Raw genomic sequence first — 18,334 nt, forward strand, 5'->3', positions numbered from 1 at the left:
CAGTATTCTGAGAATTTAATACTATTCTGCGCAAAGCCGCTTTTCGATGACTGGAGAAGCCGTTAGAATCACCAAACGAGCCAAGTTGTCTGCTCAAACGCCCATTCAGTTTGAAAACGACACTCATCCTTAAATAAGGCCACCCTTTGAGCAGTGTAAGTGCATCCATTCCCGCTCTGAAACAATATCTCACCGCTGCAGAAGCGCTCGGTGTCGATACGGCTTCGATTCTGCGTAGCCATGGTATTGCGGAACAACAACTCGAGGATAATGGTGCTCGAATCAGCTTGGCACGATTTGAAGCCATTGTAATTGCGTTGATTTCGGCCAGTGGCCATCCCTATTTCGGCTTATACGCCAGCAATCATATCAATCCCACAATGTATGCCAGTCTAGGGCTGATATCCATCAGTGCGGCCAGTCTACGAGCATGTATAGAGCTTGTTCCCACCTATGAGACGCTGGTGGGCGACATGGGCCATACCGAATTGGTGGAACGGGCACGGTGGATGGAACAGATCTGGCACTGCCAATTGGACAATACCTTGGCGAGACGTCACATCAGCGAGGCCGTACTGGCTTCCTGGTTTCTGTATGGCAAAAACATGTTGGGGCTGGAAGGTGACCTCTGCGGTGTAAGCTTTCAACATGCCGCACCCGATACGGAGCTTTCGGAATACCAGGCGGTGTTCTCCTGCGTACCACGGTTCCAGCAAACTCACACTGCCCTTCATCTCCCCAAAGATGCCATGGACAAAGCCCTGCCCCAGGCAAACCCGGCCTTGCAGGAGTCTTTGATTGCTCATGCCGATCAGCTGCTCGAACGATTAAGTCCGCAGAAACGCACACAGGGTCTGGAAGACATTCACCGAAAGATGCGACAACAACTTGCCCAGGGTCAGTTGAGTAAAGATGCACTCGCAGATACTTTGAACATCAGCTCCCGCACGTTGCAGCGACGGTTTGAAGAGGCTGGCAGCAGTTACCAACAGGCACTGAGCCATATTCGTTTTGAACTCGCCAAACAACTGTTACGAGAGCGTGTGGACAGTCAAAGTATTTGCCAGCAATTGGGCTTCAGTGAGCCCCGCTCCTTTTTTCGGCGCTTTAAACAATGGAGCGGAATGACGACCCGGGAATTCCTGAAGAATGAGAACATCTAAGCGCCCGGAGTTCAGCTCTGCACTAGTGATTGCGCTTTAAGAAAACGCCGAACTTTTGTTCTCATATTTTTCATGGGCGAAGAAGTATTGAATTGGATCATTCTCCCTAATGTCCATTTTTCATACCACAGCTCAACATAGAGAGATTGATTGGAAGTATTCCGTATTATCTCCGTAAGCTCTTGAATGACGATCTCGTATTCGTCCAACAAAGCATGGTATTCCCAATCATCGTAGTCGCGGTGAAACTTCTCCGCCAACTGCCCAAGTTGATTCCATTTATAGCCTGTTTCAGGAAGATCAATATGCTCGCCTTTGTTTCGAGCATCGATCCATTTGATCAGCAACCGTCCCCAGCCGATAAGATATCCTAGAGTGTCGCTGACGCTAATAAGGGTACCTTTGACATTGCCTTCCACGCCGGGTGTTCGAACCAGAGCATCGGGCACTCGCTGGTAATCGCCCAGGATTTTTTGGTAACCGTCTTGAATGGCGTGCAGTAATTCGTCTTTATTTTGAGGAATGGAGGACATTGTACTCACTAAGAGTTCGGCATGTCGGTTTGCAGCCGACATGCCGAAAATTATTTAGCCATTTAACCAACGCTGCAACAAACGCTGCAACTTGTAAAACTCAATAGGCTTGGCGAGGTACTCGTCCATGCCAGCCGCAAAGCTTCGAGACTTCTCCCCGTTAAACAGGTGCGATGACATGCCAATGATGGGAATGTGCTCGGAAATTTGATCGCCACGTTCAGCGCTTTTCAGCTCTTCTTCAATTTCTCGATCACGAATGATTTGAGTGGCCTCAAAACCATCCATGATGGGCATATTGCAATCCATCAACACGATATCAAACGTCTGCTGCTGCATTTTGTCGAGCGCTTCTTTGCCGTTAATTGCGACAGTGACTTCGAGCTTCAACTTTTCGAGAAGGCGCTGGGTGACCAATTGGTTAGCTCGATGGTCGTCGACCAACAACACGGTATGCCCTTCAAAAGACAACACATGGTCTTTGTCGTGATTCAAACAGGCGGGCTTTGCGTAGTCGCCTTTGAGCAAGAGGTATTCCAGGGCATTATGTGCGGCATGGGGAGAGAGCGGCTTATTTAAGCGTGCCACCTGCATCTTATCGATGGCATATTGGGTAACCTCTTCACACTCCATATCCCGTCTATTCCCCACCACAAGCTGAGCAACATCGCGCAACTGTTCGTTGTCGAGAATTTGCTGGGAGATATCCATCCAATCCCGATTGCCGTGTCGGGTGTAAAACAAGACCAGATCAAACGCTTCATCGTCATTGCGGGCATCCCACATCAGCTGCACGACTGCATCCAGGTCTTTTTCGTGTTTAACACTCAGCCCCCAGTCTTTAAATTCACGCATCATGGGTTTGCGCACTTCTTTGGACACATCGACCAGCAATGCGCGTTTGCCTTTTAGTCTTGCGTTGACGGGAACTTCTTGAGTCAAGCTGCCGGAAATTTCCAAAGGCAAGCTCACAAGCACCTGATGGCGTGAAGGGCTGACTTCGACAAATCCGGAAAGCGATTCAGCAAGCGCCTTACACACGACAAAGGACGTGCTGTTTTCCCAGCTGTTCACCAGTGTAGAAGCGCTCTCTTCGCTTTCCCCGGTCGTTTCCCAGGCAGAGTATTTGTCCTCGCCGGAACCAATCAAGCGAATTTTCAGAGTCAGATTTCCATCGCGTTGATTATCCAGTTTGTAATTCCCCACAATGGTAATTTCTTCGGACTGAGTGGAATACATCACGTGGTAAATCAGCTGGTGTAAAATCTGTTGGACGCGCACTGCGTCACCGCGCACCCGCAGAGGAATGGTTGAGTTCAATAAATAATTCAACTCTGTGTGTTGATGTGCCGCATCTTCAAAGAGATCTTCCAATACGTTTTCCAGCAAACGGCGCAGGTTGAACACACTGACATCACGCTCGTACTGTCGCCCAACGGTATTGAGATAATCCCCAACGTTATTGATCAATTCCAGCTGGTGCATAGCCGTTCGGTGCGCCATGTCCACCAGCTCTGACTGGTGAGAATTGAGCTGATCACGATCAAGCAAAGATAAGCTGCCCAGCAAATCATTTAAGTTAACCCGCACCTCACTGCCGAGGTTTTGTAAAAACTCAGTGCTGAATTGGTCTGCCGCTTCCATGTCCCGCTTTTCAGCTTCAAGCTCGATGGTTTTACGTGTCAGCGCCTGATTGGTTTCCAAACTTTTCCAATAACTTTCAGCAACGATACGCCCTTGATGAATCATCAGCAGGAAAAACAGCAAAATAATAATGCCGTACAGGTATCCATTAATCGTGCTTAAAGACACCATCGCTAACGCACCGGGAATCAAACCGAAGAATTGATACCAGCTCATGTATCGGTTATACGGTGCCAAAGCATTGGCAGTGGAAGAAAAGAAAACGATGGTATAGAACCACAGGATGGTCGTGACGTCGTCGAGTCCCTTAATTCGGGTGAACGCTACCAAAATCACACTCCACCAAATGGCTCCGAGTAGAGAGGCCAGAAAATACTGATTCCGCCACCGCGAAGGTGCTCTGGGATAGAGGGAGTCAAAACGGAACAGATAGAAGCTGCGCATTCCTGTCAGCAACAGCAAGCCGATGGTCATAATCGAGGTTACTGTCGGCGCCTGCAGATAGAGGTCTCCCATCCAGACGCAAAATAAGTACACACAAAAATTGATCAAAATACCGCGACGGCTGTATTTCGCCATTCGACTGTCCGTTTCCCGCATCAAACGGCGGTCACGGTGTACCTTGGATTCCGGTATAAAGAGCTTAAACATAGGGCTTGTTCTCGCTTTTTCTTTGGGGTTGCAGGATTACTGCTCCATCATCTGAACAATGACGGTTTTAATAATGAAGCCCAGTACCCCCAGACCCAATGCGGTGAAGAGAATCATGGTACCGAATCGCCCGGCATTGGACTTCTTCGCAAGGTCCCAGACGATAAATGCCATAAAGGCAATTAATCCACCTACCCCAAGATACAAGGACCAGGTTTCGAATGCTTCAATATCCACTGATTACTCCAAGGTCTTACTAAAAATGTGGTATCGGTTACTTTTCTATTCAGGATAAGCCAGATACACTGCTTGAGTCGCTCATATTAGAGAGGCGCATAAAAGTACAAAGGTGCTGCCGAGGACATGGGGCCTACGTGTTGCACCGATTACCTGCATTAGGTTTATTATAAGTGAAGACAAAGGGGATATAGAATGAAAATTAACACTAAATTGCTACGCAATGGTCTGTTGGCTTTCACTGCGGCGTCAGTTTTGGCTCTGGCCGGCTGTTCACAGGAAGCCAATGAAGAAAGCAAGGCGGCAGCAGCCGTTGAAGAAGCCAAAGCAGCGGTTGAAACAGCAGCCGAAGAATCTGGCAATATGCTGGATCAGGCGGCTCAAGCAACTCAAGATGCAGCCTCTAACCTGAAAGATCAAGCTTCTGAAGCTATGGCAGATGCCAGCGACAGCGTTAAAGAAGCCGCTAGTGACTTGGGTGAAGGCGCAAAAGAAGCGGTTGGTGCGGTAAGCGAGAAAGTTGAAGAAGCTGCTGGCGACGCAATGGACAAGCTGGAAGAAGCCACCAAAGACGAAGAGAAAATGAAAGAGCTGAAAGAGAAGGCCGAAGGCGCTCTGGAAAAGCTGAAAAGCGAATAATTTCACTTTTCTCAAGCATAAAAAAAGCCGCGAAAGCGGCTTTTTTTATGCTTGATGGTTTTGTTCAAACGGTGAGCAATGCCCCGCTCAAACCCATCGCGAAGCGAGCTTAGATGGAAGATTCCAACTCAGGTACCGCTTCAAAGAGATCCGCAACCAGACCGTAGTCAGCCACCTGGAAAATAGGCGCTTCTTCGTCTTTGTTGATTGCCACAATCACTTTCGAGTCTTTCATACCGGCCAAATGCTGGATAGCACCGGAGATACCAACAGCGATGTACAAGTCAGGAGCAACAATCTTACCGGTTTGACCCACCTGCATATCGTTCGGTACAAAGCCGGCATCTACCGCAGCACGGGATGCGCCAACAGCAGCACCCAGTTTGTCAGCGACCTTGTAGAGCATTTCAAAGTTGTCGCCGTTCTGCATGCCACGACCACCGGAGATTACGATCTTGGCCGCCGTCAGTTCAGGACGATCGCTCTTCGCCAGTTCTTCACCAACGAAAGAAGACACGCCAGCGTCCTGAGCATTATCGAGAGACTCAACCGCCGCGGAACCGCCTTCAGCCGCAACGGCGTCGAACGCTGTACCACGTACAGTAATCACCTTAATCGCATCAGAACTTTGAACCGTCGCGATAACGTTACCAGCGTAGATTGGGCGCTTGAATGTGTCGCTGCTTTCAACAGAAATGATGTCAGAGATAGCCTGCACGTCTAACAGGGCTGCCGCACGAGGCATAATGTTCTTGCCATTGCTTGTGGCGGAGGCCAGAACGTGTGTGTAGTCCTTGCCCAAGTCAGCAACCAAAGCGGCCACATTTTCAGCCAATTGGTTTTCGTACGCAGCATTGTCAGCAAGCAATACCTTAGCAACGCCATCCGCTTGAGCCGCAGCTTCAGCAACAGCACCACAAGCTGTACCGGCAACCAGTACATGAATGTCTCCGCCAATCGCCTTTGCTGCCGCCAAGGTGTTCAGGGTTGCACCCTTGAGGCTGGCATTATCGTGTTCTGCAATTACTAGAATACTCATCTTAGATCACCTTCGCCTCATTCTTCAGTTTATCAACCAGCTCAGCTACGTCTGCTACCTTGATGCCCGCACTGCGCTCGGCAGGTGGCTCAACTTTCAAGGTTTGTACACGCGGTGCGATATCAACGCCCAGCTCGTCCGGCGTTGTGGTATCGAGGGGCTTTTTCTTTGCCTTCATAATGTTAGGCAAGGATGCATAACGAGGCTCGTTCAAGCGCAAATCGGTAGTCACGATCGCAGGCAGGTTCAGCTTAACCGTTTGCAAGCCGCCATCGATTTCACGGGTAACGTTGACCGTTCCATCTTCTACAGCCACTTCGGAGGCGAAAGTACCCTGAGGCATATTGCTCAGCGCACCCAACATCTGACCGGTCTGGTTGTTATCACCATCGATAGACTGCTTACCCATGATAACCAGGTCAGGAGACTCTTTGGCGATGATGGCATTCAGACATTTAGCCACACCCAGTGGTTGCAGCTCGGCGTCAGTTTCCACCAGAATGCCGCGATCAGCACCCAGTGCCATCGCAGTACGAATTTGTTCCTGGGATTGCTTGGTACCCAGAGATACAGCGACTACTTCGGTCGCAACGCCTTTCTCTTTTAGGCGAACCGCTTCTTCAACAGCAATTTCACAGAAAGGGTTAATAGACATTTTAGCGTTGGCAATATCAACGTCAGTACCGTCTGACTTTGGACGTACTTTGACGTTGTAGTCCACAACGCGTTTAACAGCAACAAGAATCTTCATCGGTTTCCCATTCGCTTATCGTTGAAGGATAAACGCGGCAGCACCCTCTGGCTTTACGCCCTTGTTGTTTTAAGAGTGGTACCACATTCCCGCAGTGCTCTGGCCAACAAAAGAAAGACTTAGGTGGCCACATCGAGCGGCGAGTATGTTGAAGCAGCGGCCCCCTAAAATCAATACCTGTTGTGCTCATGGAGAATGGCAAGATTGCTCAAAGTCGCTGGAATTAGTCATTTAGTCTACAAAGATGGTACTTAGTGTGCGCAGAAAATAGGCACTTGATGCCCTTCATCTATAGGCCTGCTCCCAGCGGTGGAACATTCGGTCATAGCTTTGCGCCTTTTTACCATTGGTCTAATGCGGCCTCGGCAGCTATAATCCACGCCAATACAAGAGTATAAGGGCATTACTTAAACTTATCTTAGCGCTTTGCCAGTTTTTCTAAGACATCCATTCGGGTGATAGCGAATATCCACTGAATGAATGAGAAAATTTCGCCAAAGCCGGGATAATCTACTGCCTTAAAGCTGGCCTCTTGCGGCGAACTCACTGCTGCTAGAACACAAAAAAGCCAGCCAAACCGCTGCAACAAGTGTTTCCGTTGTCGCTGGAACCGTATTTAGCTAGAAAAGCCAGGAGTGAAGCTGTGGAAAGAGAATATATGGAATACGATGTGGTCATCGTTGGTGGCGGCCCTGCCGGACTATCAGCAGCCTGTCGTATCAAACAACTGAACGAAGAAATCTCTGTCTGCTTGGTTGAAAAAGGATCTGAGGTTGGCGCCCACATCCTTTCCGGTGCGGTATTCGAGCCCACCGCCCTTAATGAACTGTTCCCTGACTGGAAAGAACGCGGAGCCCCTCTGAATACCGAGGTGACCGGCGACGACATCTATATGTTGCGCAATGCGGACAGCAGCATCAAGATTCCTCACCTCTTTGCTCCGAAGACCATGCACAATGACGGCAACTATATTATTAGCCTCGGCAACCTGTGCCGCTGGCTGGCCGAGCAGGCTGAAGCCCTGGGTGTGGAAATCTTCCCCGGATTTGCCGCCGCCGAAGTGGTTTATCACGACGACGGCAGCGTAAAAGGCATTGCCACGGGTGACATGGGCATTGGCCTGGATGGACAACAAAAAGACAGTTACATGCCCGGCATGGAGCTGCATGGCAAATACACGCTGTTCACTGAGGGCTGTCGCGGTCAACTTGGTAAGCAACTCATCGCCAAATTTGAATTGGATAAAGATGTCGAGCCTCAGCATTATGGTATCGGCATTAAAGAAATCTGGAAGATCCCAGCGGAACAGCATAAACAAGGCCTAGTGGTTCACACCGCAGGCTGGCCGTTGAGCGAGTCTGGCTCCGCGGGTGGTACCTTCCTGTACCACATTGAAGACAATCAAGTGGTTATTGGTCTTATCACCGATTTGTCATACAGCAACCCCCACCTGAGTCCTTTCGACGAATTCCAGCGCTACAAACATCACCCCGTTGCCAAGCAATATCTGGACGGCGGTGAGCGCTTGGCGTACGGTGCCCGTGCAATTACCAAAGGTGGCCTGCAGTCCCAGCCCAAGATGACTTTCCCGGGCGGATTGTTGCTGGGCGATAACGCCGGCACACTGAACTTTGCCAAGATCAAGGGCAGCCACACCGCCATGAAATCCGGCATGTTAGGCGCAGAAGCCGTCGTAAAGGCCATTGCTGAAGAACGCGTTGGTCAAGATCTGGTGGAATTCGCGGATGCCTACAAGGCCTCCTGGGCTTGGAAAGAGCTGCACACTCAGCGTAACTTCGGACCGGCTCAACACAAATGGGGCAACATCCTCGGGTCGGCTTACGCCTTTATCGACATCAATGTGTTCAACGGCTCCCTGCCCTGGACCCTGTCGGATCCCAAACCGGATCACGAGGGTATGCAGCTGGCGTCTGAAGCCAAGAAGATCGATTACCCCAAGCCAGATGGTAAGCTGAGTTTCGACAAGCCTTCATCCGTGTTTCTGTCGAACACCAACCACGAGGAAGACCAACCTTGCCACTTGACGCTGAAAGACGACACGATCCCAATGGAGGTGAATTTCGCCAAATGGGATGAGCCCGCACAGCGCTACTGCCCAGCCGGCGTATATGAAGTCGTTGAACAGGAAGATGGCAGCAAGAAATTCCAAATCAATGGTCAGAACTGTGTTCACTGTAAAACCTGTGATATCAAGGACCCAAGCCAGAACATTACCTGGGTATGCCCAGAAGGCGCTGGCGGCCCGAACTACCCGAACATGTAGGGGATGGGTTTTTCCGTACCATTAAAAAAGGGCCTTAAAAGGCCCTTTTTTGTTTTATTCGCGGAAGCAACAAGCCTCTTAGTATACCTTTCCCAGTGAACACCCTACTCCGCCGCTGAAGACTTTCATTTCACCTTCACAATCCTGAGCCAGATTCACCAGCTCATAAAATACCGAGCGAGACAGGCTGGCGCTCAAGCCATCACGGACTTCAATGCAGGGGACACTCTGCTTACCGTATTCTTCAAACCAAATAGGATGCTCTGCATCCAAGCGGACAAATTCGCCAATCTCGTTGCGAAACTCCAGGTAATAGACGCCATCATCTTCGAGCTCCATCATCTGGTTTAACGAGAACACCTGCCTTTCAACAGTAATTCTCCATTTTTCAACGGGGGTAACCAGAAAATAGTCATCGCCCTCGCGCTTGAGGATCGAAGCAAATAAGGCTCTCAGGGGGAGGCGTTTGATGGGATCGCCTTCGTGATACCACATGCCGTCCGCGGCAATACGAATATCGATATCACCACTGAAATCCGGGTTCCAAAGATGCACTGGTGGGCGCTTCCCCGGTTCGGCGGCCTGTTGAATGGCCTGGCTGAGCTGTTCTGGGTCTAGCATCGGTCTTAATTGATAATTCCTGCTTGGCATATCACCCTCTCTTCTTGAGTCTCACTAGCCAGTGACGTTGGCCATACAACGGAGGATTTTGGTCTTCCCAGAATCTGGGTGCTCCAGTCTGCCGACACTCGCCCCTCGATGCAAGGACCCTCTGTCTCAAATCTTTGATCCAGATCTATAGAGGCGACACCATAGCCAGCTGTTGGGCATATTGCGCCGACGCCTGCTTAAGTAGCTCCAGTGGCGTGATATGCGACCAGGCAATGCGGCGGCTGACTGAGTCCAATATGGCGGAATCCAGTAATTTGCCGCTGTAGCTGTCATAGAGCTGGATCTGCAACCGCACCCTATCCCTCCCCAGAGACTTACCAGAATCCATATCTTCATCGTATTCCCGCCAGCTGCTCAATTGATCGTCCATGATCGACAGATGGTGATACACCGTGATGGGCATACGCATAAGCCGAGCGCTGGCGAGGGCTTCGCCAAGCGTTGCCGGGTTTGAGGAGGCTCGGCTCAGGGGAAACTGCTCCAATAACGCATCGTACAGGTTTTCGGTGATGGTAAGCTCCGTTCGAGGAATCAGATCATTTTTTGCCATCGCAATATACAAGGGCGTGTGAGTGTTCAAGCGCCATTGCTGCTGTCGCTCAATATACACCTTGTCGCGTAGCTGCAAATAATCCGGAATCTTCTGGGCTACATTTTGTGTGTACTGGGGGGTGCAGGCGGTACAGCTCAATACACCGAGAAGCAGCGCGATGCCAGGCGTACTTAATTGCATGTTAAAACCCTCATAATCCTATTCATTGTATTTGGCATTTGAGGCCACAAGGCGGCCTGATACCGATTGACTGGGCCCAGCGGCAAACTCCTGCCACTGACGACTCTGAAGAGGACACTTTTCGCCCTTCCAGAACCCATATTTTTTGCTCAAAAGAACATTCGCCACGAAAATTCCGACAATTTCCTGACTTCGAATATGTCCCATGAAAAATTGCAAGTTTAGGGCCAAAGCGTAACTCTCGGCGGCGAGAAAGTTTTTTTGTCACTTAAAGTTATATAGCAAAGGTTTTATTAGTACCCAAAATCAATAACGATTAGCGATTAATCACCTCGGAGCCCAGAGCCGATGCGGATATAAGGATTGAGCATTTAAGAAGGAACGAGACATGAAAAAAACATTTAAGCAAACGTTATATTTCACTGGCTTTTTTTTTAATTTGATTAATACTTATTAGTGCCAGCAAGGTAAATGACAGCAGCCAGTCTTCATCTTACAGATCGAACAGAGCACTGTTATCTTTCTTCAAAGCTATGTTCAACGACGTGTTTACTCCTAATGGTCTTGGCCCGATGCTCTCCCCCAGACATCGGGTTTTTTTTATTAAGTGTTTGATATAAAAGGGAAAAACACCCCTTTTGGCCATCGAAAATTCGCAATAAACGAAAAAAAAGGAAAATAGCGAAAAATCAAAAACTTGGAATTTTTTCCGCCACTGTATGAACCACTGTATTTGGAAAAAGATTGGCAAAAAATTCCTACCTTAAATTAATGTGTTATCGTTCTAAACTTATGCGCTACTGTGTGAGCTTTTGCTCCCGGGCATGAGCTAAACACGTCCAACATTGAACAACCTGAAATCGAATTTTTTACAGTCAACACTGCTGCTGATTTGCTTGAACTTGTTAAGCAAACCTACCTCGATTACCACAGAGAATCTAAAGAAAAAGACTTGATGTTTTTAATATTTGCGCCGAATAATTTGAGTGAGTAGGTCTGTGAAGGTATAGATTTCAACGCTATCAAAGAGAGCGCGAATCGCACCAAACATTTTTAAAAACCGTCCGCTCTCATTAGACCAGTACAGCTCCTGGCGGGACTGTGGGCATCACGCGCGGGAGATAGTCTTGGCAGAGTTCACCATCTTCTAGGCGGGCAAGATATACGCGCGACATTCGACACGCTAATCCAATGGTATTCCGATTGGATTAATGAGCAGAAGCTGATTGAAGACTCATAAGAACCATCAAAAACTAGGCATAACATTGCCCATCACTGACACACACACGGTCACGACCTTTGTTTTTAGCCTGATACAATGCACTGTCAGCGTCGGCCTGGATTGACTCGAACGACTCCATTTCAGAGAGATATCGGCCTGCGACACCAACACTCAGAGAAATTCTTTCGTTCAATACGGGATGGTTCTGGCAGGCCTCACTGAATATTTCGCGTATGCGATTTGAAACACTAAGCGCCAAATCTATATTCACAGAATGTAAAAATACACACACTTCTTCCCCGCCCCAGCGAGCAGCGATATCGGCATCTCGCAAAGCTGAACGCAGAGACTTGGCAAATATTTTCAGAACTTCATCACCAATCGCGTGCCCATGCTGATCGTTCACACGTTTAAAGTGGTCAATGTCCAACATCAACACCGTAACTTGCTGCTTGTTCCTTTTCGCAATGGACATTAACGGCATCAACTGAGCGTAAAACCCCCTGCGATTGGGAAGTTGGGTGAGTTCGTCGTGGTGAGCCGCGAAGTCCAGCTTCTCAACCAGCCTTCCGACGCTTAACAACATCAATAACGGTGTGCTAATCGTGATACCCATTAATGCGCCCCACCAGGTGATACCGGAAACCCAGTTCATCTGCTCGCCAATAAAAGAGAGATTCCCTAAGGTGCCATAAATCGTATACACGATGGTAAAACAGACTTCAGCTAAGGCGACGATTGCTGCAATGTGGGCCGCTAGCTTTTCGATTTTATTGTCGTGAGCGTATCGAAATAATATCCACGCATAACTCAGTCGCACCGCAATTAGCCAGATGCCAATAATGCCAATTCTGAATTCAAATTTTGGCCACAACATCGTGAAAGATAAGGTTAAGGCAATCACCGGAACAATGAGCCAAGCCTTTTGGTGACCGGATAATGGCCGACCTACAAACTTAAAGGTACCAATCAACCAACAAGCGTGCCCCAGAAGCAAACACAGATTATGGCTGTTTGCTCGGACGACCAAGGACATATCCTTAAAAAACAAGTGGGAACCGTAAGCAAATGATAGCAAAGCCAGCCCAATCGCCCAGTACTTCGCCCCCTCCACCGCTCGGCTCATGTAGGACAATATCCCTAGGATAATTGCCCCAACCAAAGAAGCCAGCGATAACGTTAGCATCAGGGTAATATCGTGTAGTTCCAAGAGCGCTCCAATATATGTGCTTTCATTTAATACTAAAATACTGACTGATAATGAGAGAGATTGATCTCGGCATTCATCGCTTACATTAATTGAGGATTAAATATCAGGAATTTCTTGACGGCTATCGCCCCTAAATATCAGGCGGAAACGACTACCCAATTCGGTCAAACTCCCTGAACAGAACAGTGGAACCAACAAAAACCTGCAATAGGCTTCGAGAACAGATTTTAAAACACAATAACACATTGATTTAAAAGTGGTATTTCGAGACAAATTTTACCTCGTATCCCCCTCCTCCGGCATCTTTTATTCCATTCGGCCCTGGGGCAACCTTTAAACTACAAAGGCCACCTCTCAGCTTAAACGTCTAATGCAAAAGCATTAAGTTAAATACTTTGCTCCAGTATAGATCATGAAAGACGATTACTCTTCTCTGTGTCAGCATTCATTTTCCATATCAACAAATGACCGGTCAATTAAGCTTTACGGCCGGTAATGTTACCCATTGACCCACTTGGCAAATCAGCCCACTTTTACCTCTTCAGGACAGCTCCGCCTTTAAAAAGACATAGCCTGCATGTGTGTTCTTCAACATACAAAAACCCGACAATCACATTGCTTTTCATCAGAGCCCCCCTTTACCCTTCTGATTCTTGTCTCAGAAGGAACCGATACAACCATCCAGGTAGGCTTTGTTTTTATAAGATTAGACTCGAGTTTACGAGCGCCACCATGTCAGTCTCATAAAGCCGGAAAAGACAATCAAAAATCACGCTTAAATATATTTTTTAAAAATACTCCAGGCTTGATTTTTGATTCTGAATAAATTTGTAAAATCAAAAACAGTTCGATAAAAATAGAACCCTACCGACTCATCAATAGCGTCAACAGAAACCTTTACACAACAACACCCACACTAATTCCTATAGTTGACAATTCTCTCGCAAAAACAAAATTTAAATCGGGAACTTTATATCTGATCGTTAATGGAAAGTGCAATTATGGTTTAGTCAAAATGATAATTTTGAAAAGCTGATATGATCAAACTACGCTTTTTATTAAGAATGAATCAAACAACAGGATAAGCCAATGTCCGTTCGTTCATTTTTTCACATCGTATTGATTTATATTTTTTGCGCCGCCCAGGAAGTTAACGCGCAGGTTTTCACCTTCGGCCCTGCAGATACGGTGACCGGCTGCATCGCTTGTAATGGACTTGCGATTACCGTGCCCAATCAAAATGGTGGAACAACCGTCACTCGTATTGATGATGATGCCTTTTCCGGTGTTGGATTAACATCCGTTACCATTCCAAACAGCATCACTCAGATTGGCGCAAACGCATTCGAATCGAACAACCTGGGCTCTGTCGTAATTCCTGACAGCGTAACGAGCATTGGTAGCGGAGCTTTTATAAACAGCGACTTGACATCGATCACCCTGTCGAACAATCTGACCACGATTGAAACCGGCACCTTTTTTTCTAACAACCTAAGCTCAGTCACAATCCCAAACGGTGTCACGACCATTGGAAGCCTTGCCTTTTCCAGCAACACTTTGACCACCGTCACTATACCAGCGAGCGTAACGTCAATTGATTCTCATGCCTTTCGGACTAACGATTTAAGCTCAATACTTTTTGAGGGGAATCGGCCGACGCTGGGTACGACGGTGTTTTTTGACAATCCTTCGTTAAGCACTATTCAATACACCAATGCGTCAGCTGTGGGTTGGCCCGGTGCGGCCATTCAGGGAATCGTACCCACACTGTTAACGGCGCAAGCGACGACACCCAGTGTTATACCTACCCTGCCTCCTGTGGCCTTGTATATACTCGCCAGCATCATGTTAATGTTTGTGAATACATCCTTCGCAAGGAAATTTTTATAAGGGGTCTCGAAATGCTTCAAGCACTCAAGCTGCACGCTCTTGCTTACTGTGACAACGCCATTAGGCGCCGAGACAATTCCTGCAGGCCACGGCCCCGATTGCTGAGTTTCCACGCCAAATAGTGCTGATTGTCTACGGTTTCCCTCGACAGCTTAAGCAGTTCACCAGAGTCTAAATCCTGCGCGACTCGATGATACGGCACAAAACCGATACCAATTCCCGCTCGAATGGCTTCTAATTTCTGCTCCATAGTTTGAACATAAAATCGCTGGGCTTCCGCGCCCAATCCAGCACTACGAGCAACGTCTACAACAGAAGTATCATGCAAAACCACACGGCGCAGCTTGGACTCCAACTGCTCTAAAGCTTTCGGATCATTCGCCACATAAGCGTAGGGGTGATGGGCGGAGATGGCTTCCACCAAAGTATCGGTGCCGAAGGCTTCAGCGCGAATACCCTGGTTGACAGGAACCGGCCCTGGTCCGCCAATCAACAAATCCACCTGTCCCTGGATCAATGCATCCCAGCCGCCATTAAGAACCGACTCTCGAACATCAATCTCCATGCTCGGATGCTCATCAATGAACTCAGCCAAGACCTTGAAGAACGCTGGATAGGATTGCAGAGCCTCTACGGCGATGGTAAGTCGCGCCTCCCAACCATTGGCGACCTCCTTTGCGCGATTTACCAGATCGCTTCCTGCATGTACCAAGTGTCGCCCCTCTTCGAGCAGCAAGCGCCCGGCCGGCGTCAATACAGAGCGGCGGCCTTCGCGCCGATAAATCACGATATCCAGCTGTTCTTCCAGTTTCTGGACCGAGTAGGATACCGCCGATGTCACCCGATCCAGTTCCTCCGCCGCTTTAGCGAAACTGCCTCGCCGCTCAATAGCGTCCAGAATTTCGAAGATCTCAAGGTTTAAGCTAACTTTCATGGCAACCCAATTATTCAATAATTTTGAACATTTTATACAGACTTAAGGCCTTATTCTCAAGATTTAAACCTCTAAAATACACTTCAAGGCTGAAATTAAGCCAGTTAAAGCAAAATTTATTATCGATTATACATCCAATTATTTTGATACTTAGACAAGGGCAAACACAATGACCACTCTTCATATCGACAGCAGCGCTCAATTCGACAACTCCAATAGCCGTCAACTCGGACAGTACTTGGTGGAAAAGCTGGCTCAGGCGAGCACACACCGGGATCTGGCTCAAAACCCACCCCTGGTGCCCAGTGCTGAAGACCTAATGGACTTTAAAGACGGGAATGATGTACCGCGTGAAAGCCTGCAGGCGTTTTACCGCCAATCTGAGGCGTACATTGCTGAACTTAAGTCCGCTGACACTTTGGTTATTGGCGCCGGCATGTACAACTTCAGTGTCCCGGCGTACCTGAAGCTCTGGATTGATGCCATTTGTCGCGCAGGTGAGACATTTCGCTATACCGCCGAAGGCCCCGAAGGACTGACAGGCATCAAGAAGGCTTACATTATCACCGCGACCGGCGGTACTCCGGTGGGCAGTGACTACGATTTTTGTAGCCGATATCTAGAGCAGGTCTGTGGCTTTCTCGGCATTCAGGAGATTCATCATATTGACGCCAGTGGCTCAAAGGGTGATCAAGCGGCCATTCTGGCTTCGGGGCGTGAACAAATTGATCAGCTTTTGGCATAAGTTGATCAAAAAACAATGGACACTGCATTGCATTGATCAATGCCTGAACAATGAAATCACTGGCGGCGAAGAAAGCCCCTTAAAAAGTCGTTTGATTCATCAACGACTTTTGCATATCCCTGTTATTTGACCTAGATTAATCAGTAACAGCGAACACCCTAAGACCCTTGCGCCGCCAGAATAACAGGCGGCTTTTTTTGTTTTCGGTTTCATTCAATCATTTAAACGTCACACGCAGTGTCCCTTTGCTGCCTCTGCCGTCAATTTTTGTTACCGTAGTCGCCTAACTCTCTTTCGCCTTACGTAAGACAATGTCACGACTTCGAGTATTCTGGTTTAGCTTACTTTTATCATCATGTTTTTCCGCGTGGTCCCAACCGGATACAACAGTTGCTGTGGCCTCCAATTTTGCCGACACAGCGAGAACGCTGGGCAAACACTTTAGCAAGCAAACCGGGCATAACGTACGTTTTGTCCTGGGGTCGAGTGGCAAAATTGCCGCGCAAATTCGCCACGGCGCGCCTTTTGATCTGTTCTTATCGGCCGATCAAGAACGTCCCGCGCAGCTTATTACAGAAAAGCTGGCGTTCGCCAACAGCCGTTTCAGTTACGCGGAAGGTGCCCTTGTTCTCTGGTCGGTCAACAAAAAGCACCAGCAACTCGACGCCGAGTTTATCAACCGCTTGAAAGCAAGCTCCCAGCCCTTCAAGCTCGCCATTGCCAATCCCAGGTTGGCGCCCTATGGACGTGCCGCCAGCGTATTTCTGGGCGGCATAGAGCGGCGCCATATTGTACAGGGAGAAAACATTGCCCAGGCTTTCCAGTTTGCTCGTATCGGGCGAGTTGATGCGGGTTTTATCGCTCGGTCACAATGGCTTGCCCTACCCTCGAGCGAACGGCAACCCTCCTGGGAAATTCCACGCAGCCTGCACCCAAAGATTCTCCAGGATGCGGTATTGTTAAAACGCGCAGGCAGCAATGCGGCTGCTCGTGCCTTCTGGGAATATTTGCAGAGCCCTGAAGCCCACCTTATTATCGAGAAAGACGGTTATCTGGCCCCAACAAAAGCAATAAGTACGAAGGAGTCTTAATGTACATCTACCATTTGCACGTCAATAAAGAAGACAGCTACAGCTACGAAGACCAATTGTTTCGTAACCCGGTCACCATTGGTGAACAACTGATCATCGAAGGCGAGCAGTTTGTAGTCGACAATGTGATGCATGATATGGACAGCGGAGAATCCTGGTTGTTTCTGGTTCCCGCAAGCTGAATCGGCGCCTTAATCAGACACCAGAGTGCTTGTAAAGCACAGGGCCTGTGGGGTACAGGCCCGAAACGCATTTCGCAATGATCAATAGTAAGCTTGAGAGCGGTCACTGTGATCAGTGATATCGCGGACCCCAGCCAGTTCTGGCAGCTTACCTTTCAACGTCGCCTCTACGCCGTCTTTCAGAGTCATATCGACGGATGCGCAGCCTTGGCAACCACCGCCAAAGCGCAGAACCGCGTATTTATCCTCAGTCAGCTCAACCAGGCTTACTTCACCACCGTGGGAAGCCAAACCAGGGTTAATGTCGTTGTACAGAACGTAGTTGATTTTATCTTCCAGGGGGCTGTCGTCGCTGACATTCGGCATTTTTGAATTAGGCGCTCGAATCGTCAGCTGGCCGCCCATTTTATCCGCCGAGTAGTCCACCTTGGCTTCCGCCAGAAATGGAATCGAACGGCCTTCAAAGTGGGCGGTAAACCCTTCCAGAGCGATAGGGATATCGCCCTCTTGCTCTTCGCCTGGGCGACAGTAGGCGATACAGGTTTCAGCCTGGGGCGTACCGGGATTGGAGACAAACATGCGAATACCGATGCCCTCACAATCCTGTTTCGACAATAGTTCGGCTAGGTAACTCTGCGCCGAAGGCGTAAAGTCGACATCTACTACGGGTGTATCACTCATAAATCCAGGCTCTTGCTTAATACCTTAATCTCA

17 protein-coding genes are annotated in these 18,334 nt (G+C 48.6%); 7 read left to right on the forward strand and 10 right to left on the reverse strand.

Annotated elements, in window-relative coordinates:
- Nucleotides 1-146: 146 nt before the first annotated feature.
- Complete coding sequence (locus tag ABWW03_RS10055) at nucleotides 147-1,163, forward strand: AraC family transcriptional regulator (RefSeq protein WP_353408046.1); 1,017 nt, start codon at nucleotides 147-149, stop codon at nucleotides 1,161-1,163.
- A gap of 11 nt (nucleotides 1,164-1,174) precedes the next feature.
- On the opposite strand, the gene ABWW03_RS10060 is transcribed toward ABWW03_RS10055, so the two are convergent.
- Genes ABWW03_RS10060 through ABWW03_RS10070 form a run of 3 tightly spaced genes read right to left on the reverse strand, consistent with a single transcriptional unit; the run spans nucleotide 1,175 to nucleotide 4,228 of the window.
- A complete protein-coding gene (locus ABWW03_RS10060) occupies nucleotides 1,175-1,696 on the reverse strand; it encodes a ClbS/DfsB family four-helix bundle protein (protein ID WP_353408048.1) in 522 nt (173 codons plus the stop codon).
- 54 nt (nucleotides 1,697-1,750) lie between these two features.
- Nucleotides 1,751-3,991, reverse strand: coding sequence for a response regulator (locus tag ABWW03_RS10065; protein ID WP_353408049.1), 2,241 nt, complete (start codon nucleotides 3,989-3,991; stop codon nucleotides 1,751-1,753).
- 36 nt (nucleotides 3,992-4,027) lie between these two features.
- The gene (locus ABWW03_RS10070; protein WP_353408051.1) at nucleotides 4,028-4,228 is read right to left on the reverse strand and encodes a DUF2788 domain-containing protein; all 201 of its coding nucleotides are present in this window, start codon (nucleotides 4,226-4,228) and stop codon (nucleotides 4,028-4,030) included.
- Nucleotides 4,229-4,423: 195 nt separating this feature from the next.
- Between ABWW03_RS10070 and ABWW03_RS10075 the strand changes: the two genes are divergently transcribed.
- Nucleotides 4,424-4,867, forward strand: a complete 444-nt coding sequence (locus tag ABWW03_RS10075) for a hypothetical protein (protein ID WP_353408052.1) — start codon at nucleotides 4,424-4,426, stop codon at nucleotides 4,865-4,867.
- 109 nt (nucleotides 4,868-4,976) lie between these two features.
- Here the strand turns inward: ABWW03_RS10075 and ABWW03_RS10080 are convergent, their stop codons facing one another.
- Both ABWW03_RS10080 and ABWW03_RS10085 read right to left on the reverse strand, forming a co-directional pair.
- Nucleotides 4,977-5,906, reverse strand: coding sequence for an electron transfer flavoprotein subunit alpha/FixB family protein (locus ABWW03_RS10080; protein ID WP_353408055.1), 930 nt, complete (start codon nucleotides 5,904-5,906; stop codon nucleotides 4,977-4,979).
- 1 nt (nucleotide 5,907) lies between these two features.
- Nucleotides 5,908-6,657 (reverse strand): electron transfer flavoprotein subunit beta/FixA family protein, encoded by a 750-nt coding sequence (locus tag ABWW03_RS10085; RefSeq protein WP_353408056.1) that lies wholly within the window; start codon nucleotides 6,655-6,657, stop codon nucleotides 5,908-5,910.
- A gap of 658 nt (nucleotides 6,658-7,315) precedes the next feature.
- Between ABWW03_RS10085 and ABWW03_RS10090 the strand changes: the two genes are divergently transcribed.
- On the forward strand, nucleotides 7,316-8,941 hold the full coding sequence (locus tag ABWW03_RS10090) for an electron transfer flavoprotein-ubiquinone oxidoreductase (protein ID WP_353408418.1): 1,626 nt from the start codon (nucleotides 7,316-7,318) through the stop codon (nucleotides 8,939-8,941).
- A 78-nt stretch (nucleotides 8,942-9,019) separates the two neighbouring features.
- Here the strand turns inward: ABWW03_RS10090 and ABWW03_RS10095 are convergent, their stop codons facing one another.
- The 3 genes from ABWW03_RS10095 to ABWW03_RS10105 all read right to left on the reverse strand — a co-directional run bounded on the left by ABWW03_RS10095 (nucleotide 9,020) and on the right by ABWW03_RS10105 (nucleotide 12,778).
- Entirely contained in the window at nucleotides 9,020-9,592 is a 573-nt protein-coding gene (locus tag ABWW03_RS10095) for a DUF1285 domain-containing protein (RefSeq protein WP_353408057.1), read from the reverse strand.
- 145 nt (nucleotides 9,593-9,737) lie between these two features.
- A complete protein-coding gene (locus ABWW03_RS10100) occupies nucleotides 9,738-10,346 on the reverse strand; it encodes a DUF4823 domain-containing protein (protein WP_353408058.1) in 609 nt (202 codons plus the stop codon).
- 1,253 nt (nucleotides 10,347-11,599) lie between these two features.
- Nucleotides 11,600-12,778 (reverse strand): GGDEF domain-containing protein, encoded by a 1,179-nt coding sequence (locus ABWW03_RS10105; RefSeq protein ID WP_353408059.1) that lies wholly within the window; start codon nucleotides 12,776-12,778, stop codon nucleotides 11,600-11,602.
- Between the two features lie 1,089 nt (nucleotides 12,779-13,867).
- Here ABWW03_RS10105 and ABWW03_RS10110 point away from each other — a divergent pair.
- Nucleotides 13,868-14,668, forward strand: coding sequence for a leucine-rich repeat domain-containing protein (locus ABWW03_RS10110; RefSeq protein ID WP_353408061.1), 801 nt, complete (start codon nucleotides 13,868-13,870; stop codon nucleotides 14,666-14,668).
- A gap of 43 nt (nucleotides 14,669-14,711) precedes the next feature.
- Here ABWW03_RS10110 and ABWW03_RS10115 read toward each other — a convergent pair whose 3' ends face one another.
- Nucleotides 14,712-15,602, reverse strand: coding sequence for a LysR substrate-binding domain-containing protein (locus tag ABWW03_RS10115; protein ID WP_353408063.1), 891 nt, complete (start codon nucleotides 15,600-15,602; stop codon nucleotides 14,712-14,714).
- A 169-nt stretch (nucleotides 15,603-15,771) separates the two neighbouring features.
- On the opposite strand from ABWW03_RS10115, the gene ABWW03_RS10120 reads away from it, so the two are divergent.
- From ABWW03_RS10120 to ABWW03_RS10130, 3 genes are all read left to right on the forward strand, one after another.
- Entirely contained in the window at nucleotides 15,772-16,347 is a 576-nt protein-coding gene (locus ABWW03_RS10120) for an FMN-dependent NADH-azoreductase (RefSeq protein ID WP_353408064.1), read from the forward strand.
- A gap of 395 nt (nucleotides 16,348-16,742) precedes the next feature.
- The gene (modA, locus tag ABWW03_RS10125) at nucleotides 16,743-17,438 is read left to right on the forward strand and encodes a molybdate ABC transporter substrate-binding protein (RefSeq protein ID WP_353408065.1); all 696 of its coding nucleotides are present in this window, start codon (nucleotides 16,743-16,745) and stop codon (nucleotides 17,436-17,438) included.
- Nucleotides 17,438-17,620: a hypothetical protein gene (locus ABWW03_RS10130; protein ID WP_353408066.1), complete on the forward strand. Its 183-nt coding sequence runs from the start codon at nucleotides 17,438-17,440 to the stop codon at nucleotides 17,618-17,620. The genes modA and ABWW03_RS10130 overlap by 1 nt, the downstream gene beginning before the upstream one ends.
- An 81-nt stretch (nucleotides 17,621-17,701) precedes the next feature.
- On the opposite strand, the gene nfuA is transcribed toward ABWW03_RS10130, so the two are convergent.
- The gene (gene nfuA, locus ABWW03_RS10135) at nucleotides 17,702-18,301 is read right to left on the reverse strand and encodes a Fe-S biogenesis protein NfuA (RefSeq protein WP_353408067.1); all 600 of its coding nucleotides are present in this window, start codon (nucleotides 18,299-18,301) and stop codon (nucleotides 17,702-17,704) included.
- Between the last annotated feature and the right edge of the window lie 33 nt (nucleotides 18,302-18,334).

The sequence above is a fragment of the Pseudoteredinibacter isoporae genome (assembly GCF_040372805.1).
GTDB classification, from domain to species: domain Bacteria; phylum Pseudomonadota; class Gammaproteobacteria; order Pseudomonadales; family Cellvibrionaceae; genus Pseudoteredinibacter; species Pseudoteredinibacter isoporae_A.

Bases quoted from the DNA above. Each gene is read 5' to 3' on its own strand.
- ABWW03_RS10060 (WP_353408048.1), bottom strand. From the start codon at position 1,696: ATGTCCTCCATTCCTCAAAATAAAGACGAATTACTGCACGCCATTCAA.
- ABWW03_RS10065 (WP_353408049.1), bottom strand. From the start codon at position 3,991: ATGTTTAAGCTCTTTATACCGGAATCCAAGGTACACCGTGACCGCCGT.
- ABWW03_RS10075 (WP_353408052.1), top strand. From the start codon at position 4,424: ATGAAAATTAACACTAAATTGCTACGCAATGGTCTGTTGGCTTTCACT.
- ABWW03_RS10080 (WP_353408055.1), bottom strand. From the start codon at position 5,906: ATGAGTATTCTAGTAATTGCAGAACACGATAATGCCAGCCTCAAGGGT.
- ABWW03_RS10085 (WP_353408056.1), bottom strand. From the start codon at position 6,657: ATGAAGATTCTTGTTGCTGTTAAACGCGTTGTGGACTACAACGTCAAA.
- ABWW03_RS10090 (WP_353408418.1), top strand. From the start codon at position 7,316: ATGGAATACGATGTGGTCATCGTTGGTGGCGGCCCTGCCGGACTATCA.
- ABWW03_RS10095 (WP_353408057.1), bottom strand. From the start codon at position 9,592: ATGCCAAGCAGGAATTATCAATTAAGACCGATGCTAGACCCAGAACAG.
- ABWW03_RS10100 (WP_353408058.1), bottom strand. From the start codon at position 10,346: ATGCAATTAAGTACGCCTGGCATCGCGCTGCTTCTCGGTGTATTGAGC.
- ABWW03_RS10110 (WP_353408061.1), top strand. From the start codon at position 13,868: ATGTCCGTTCGTTCATTTTTTCACATCGTATTGATTTATATTTTTTGC.
- ABWW03_RS10115 (WP_353408063.1), bottom strand. From the start codon at position 15,602: ATGAAAGTTAGCTTAAACCTTGAGATCTTCGAAATTCTGGACGCTATT.
- ABWW03_RS10120 (WP_353408064.1), top strand. From the start codon at position 15,772: ATGACCACTCTTCATATCGACAGCAGCGCTCAATTCGACAACTCCAAT.
- ABWW03_RS10130 (WP_353408066.1), top strand. From the start codon at position 17,438: ATGTACATCTACCATTTGCACGTCAATAAAGAAGACAGCTACAGCTAC.
- nfuA (WP_353408067.1), bottom strand. From the start codon at position 18,301: ATGAGTGATACACCCGTAGTAGATGTCGACTTTACGCCTTCGGCGCAG.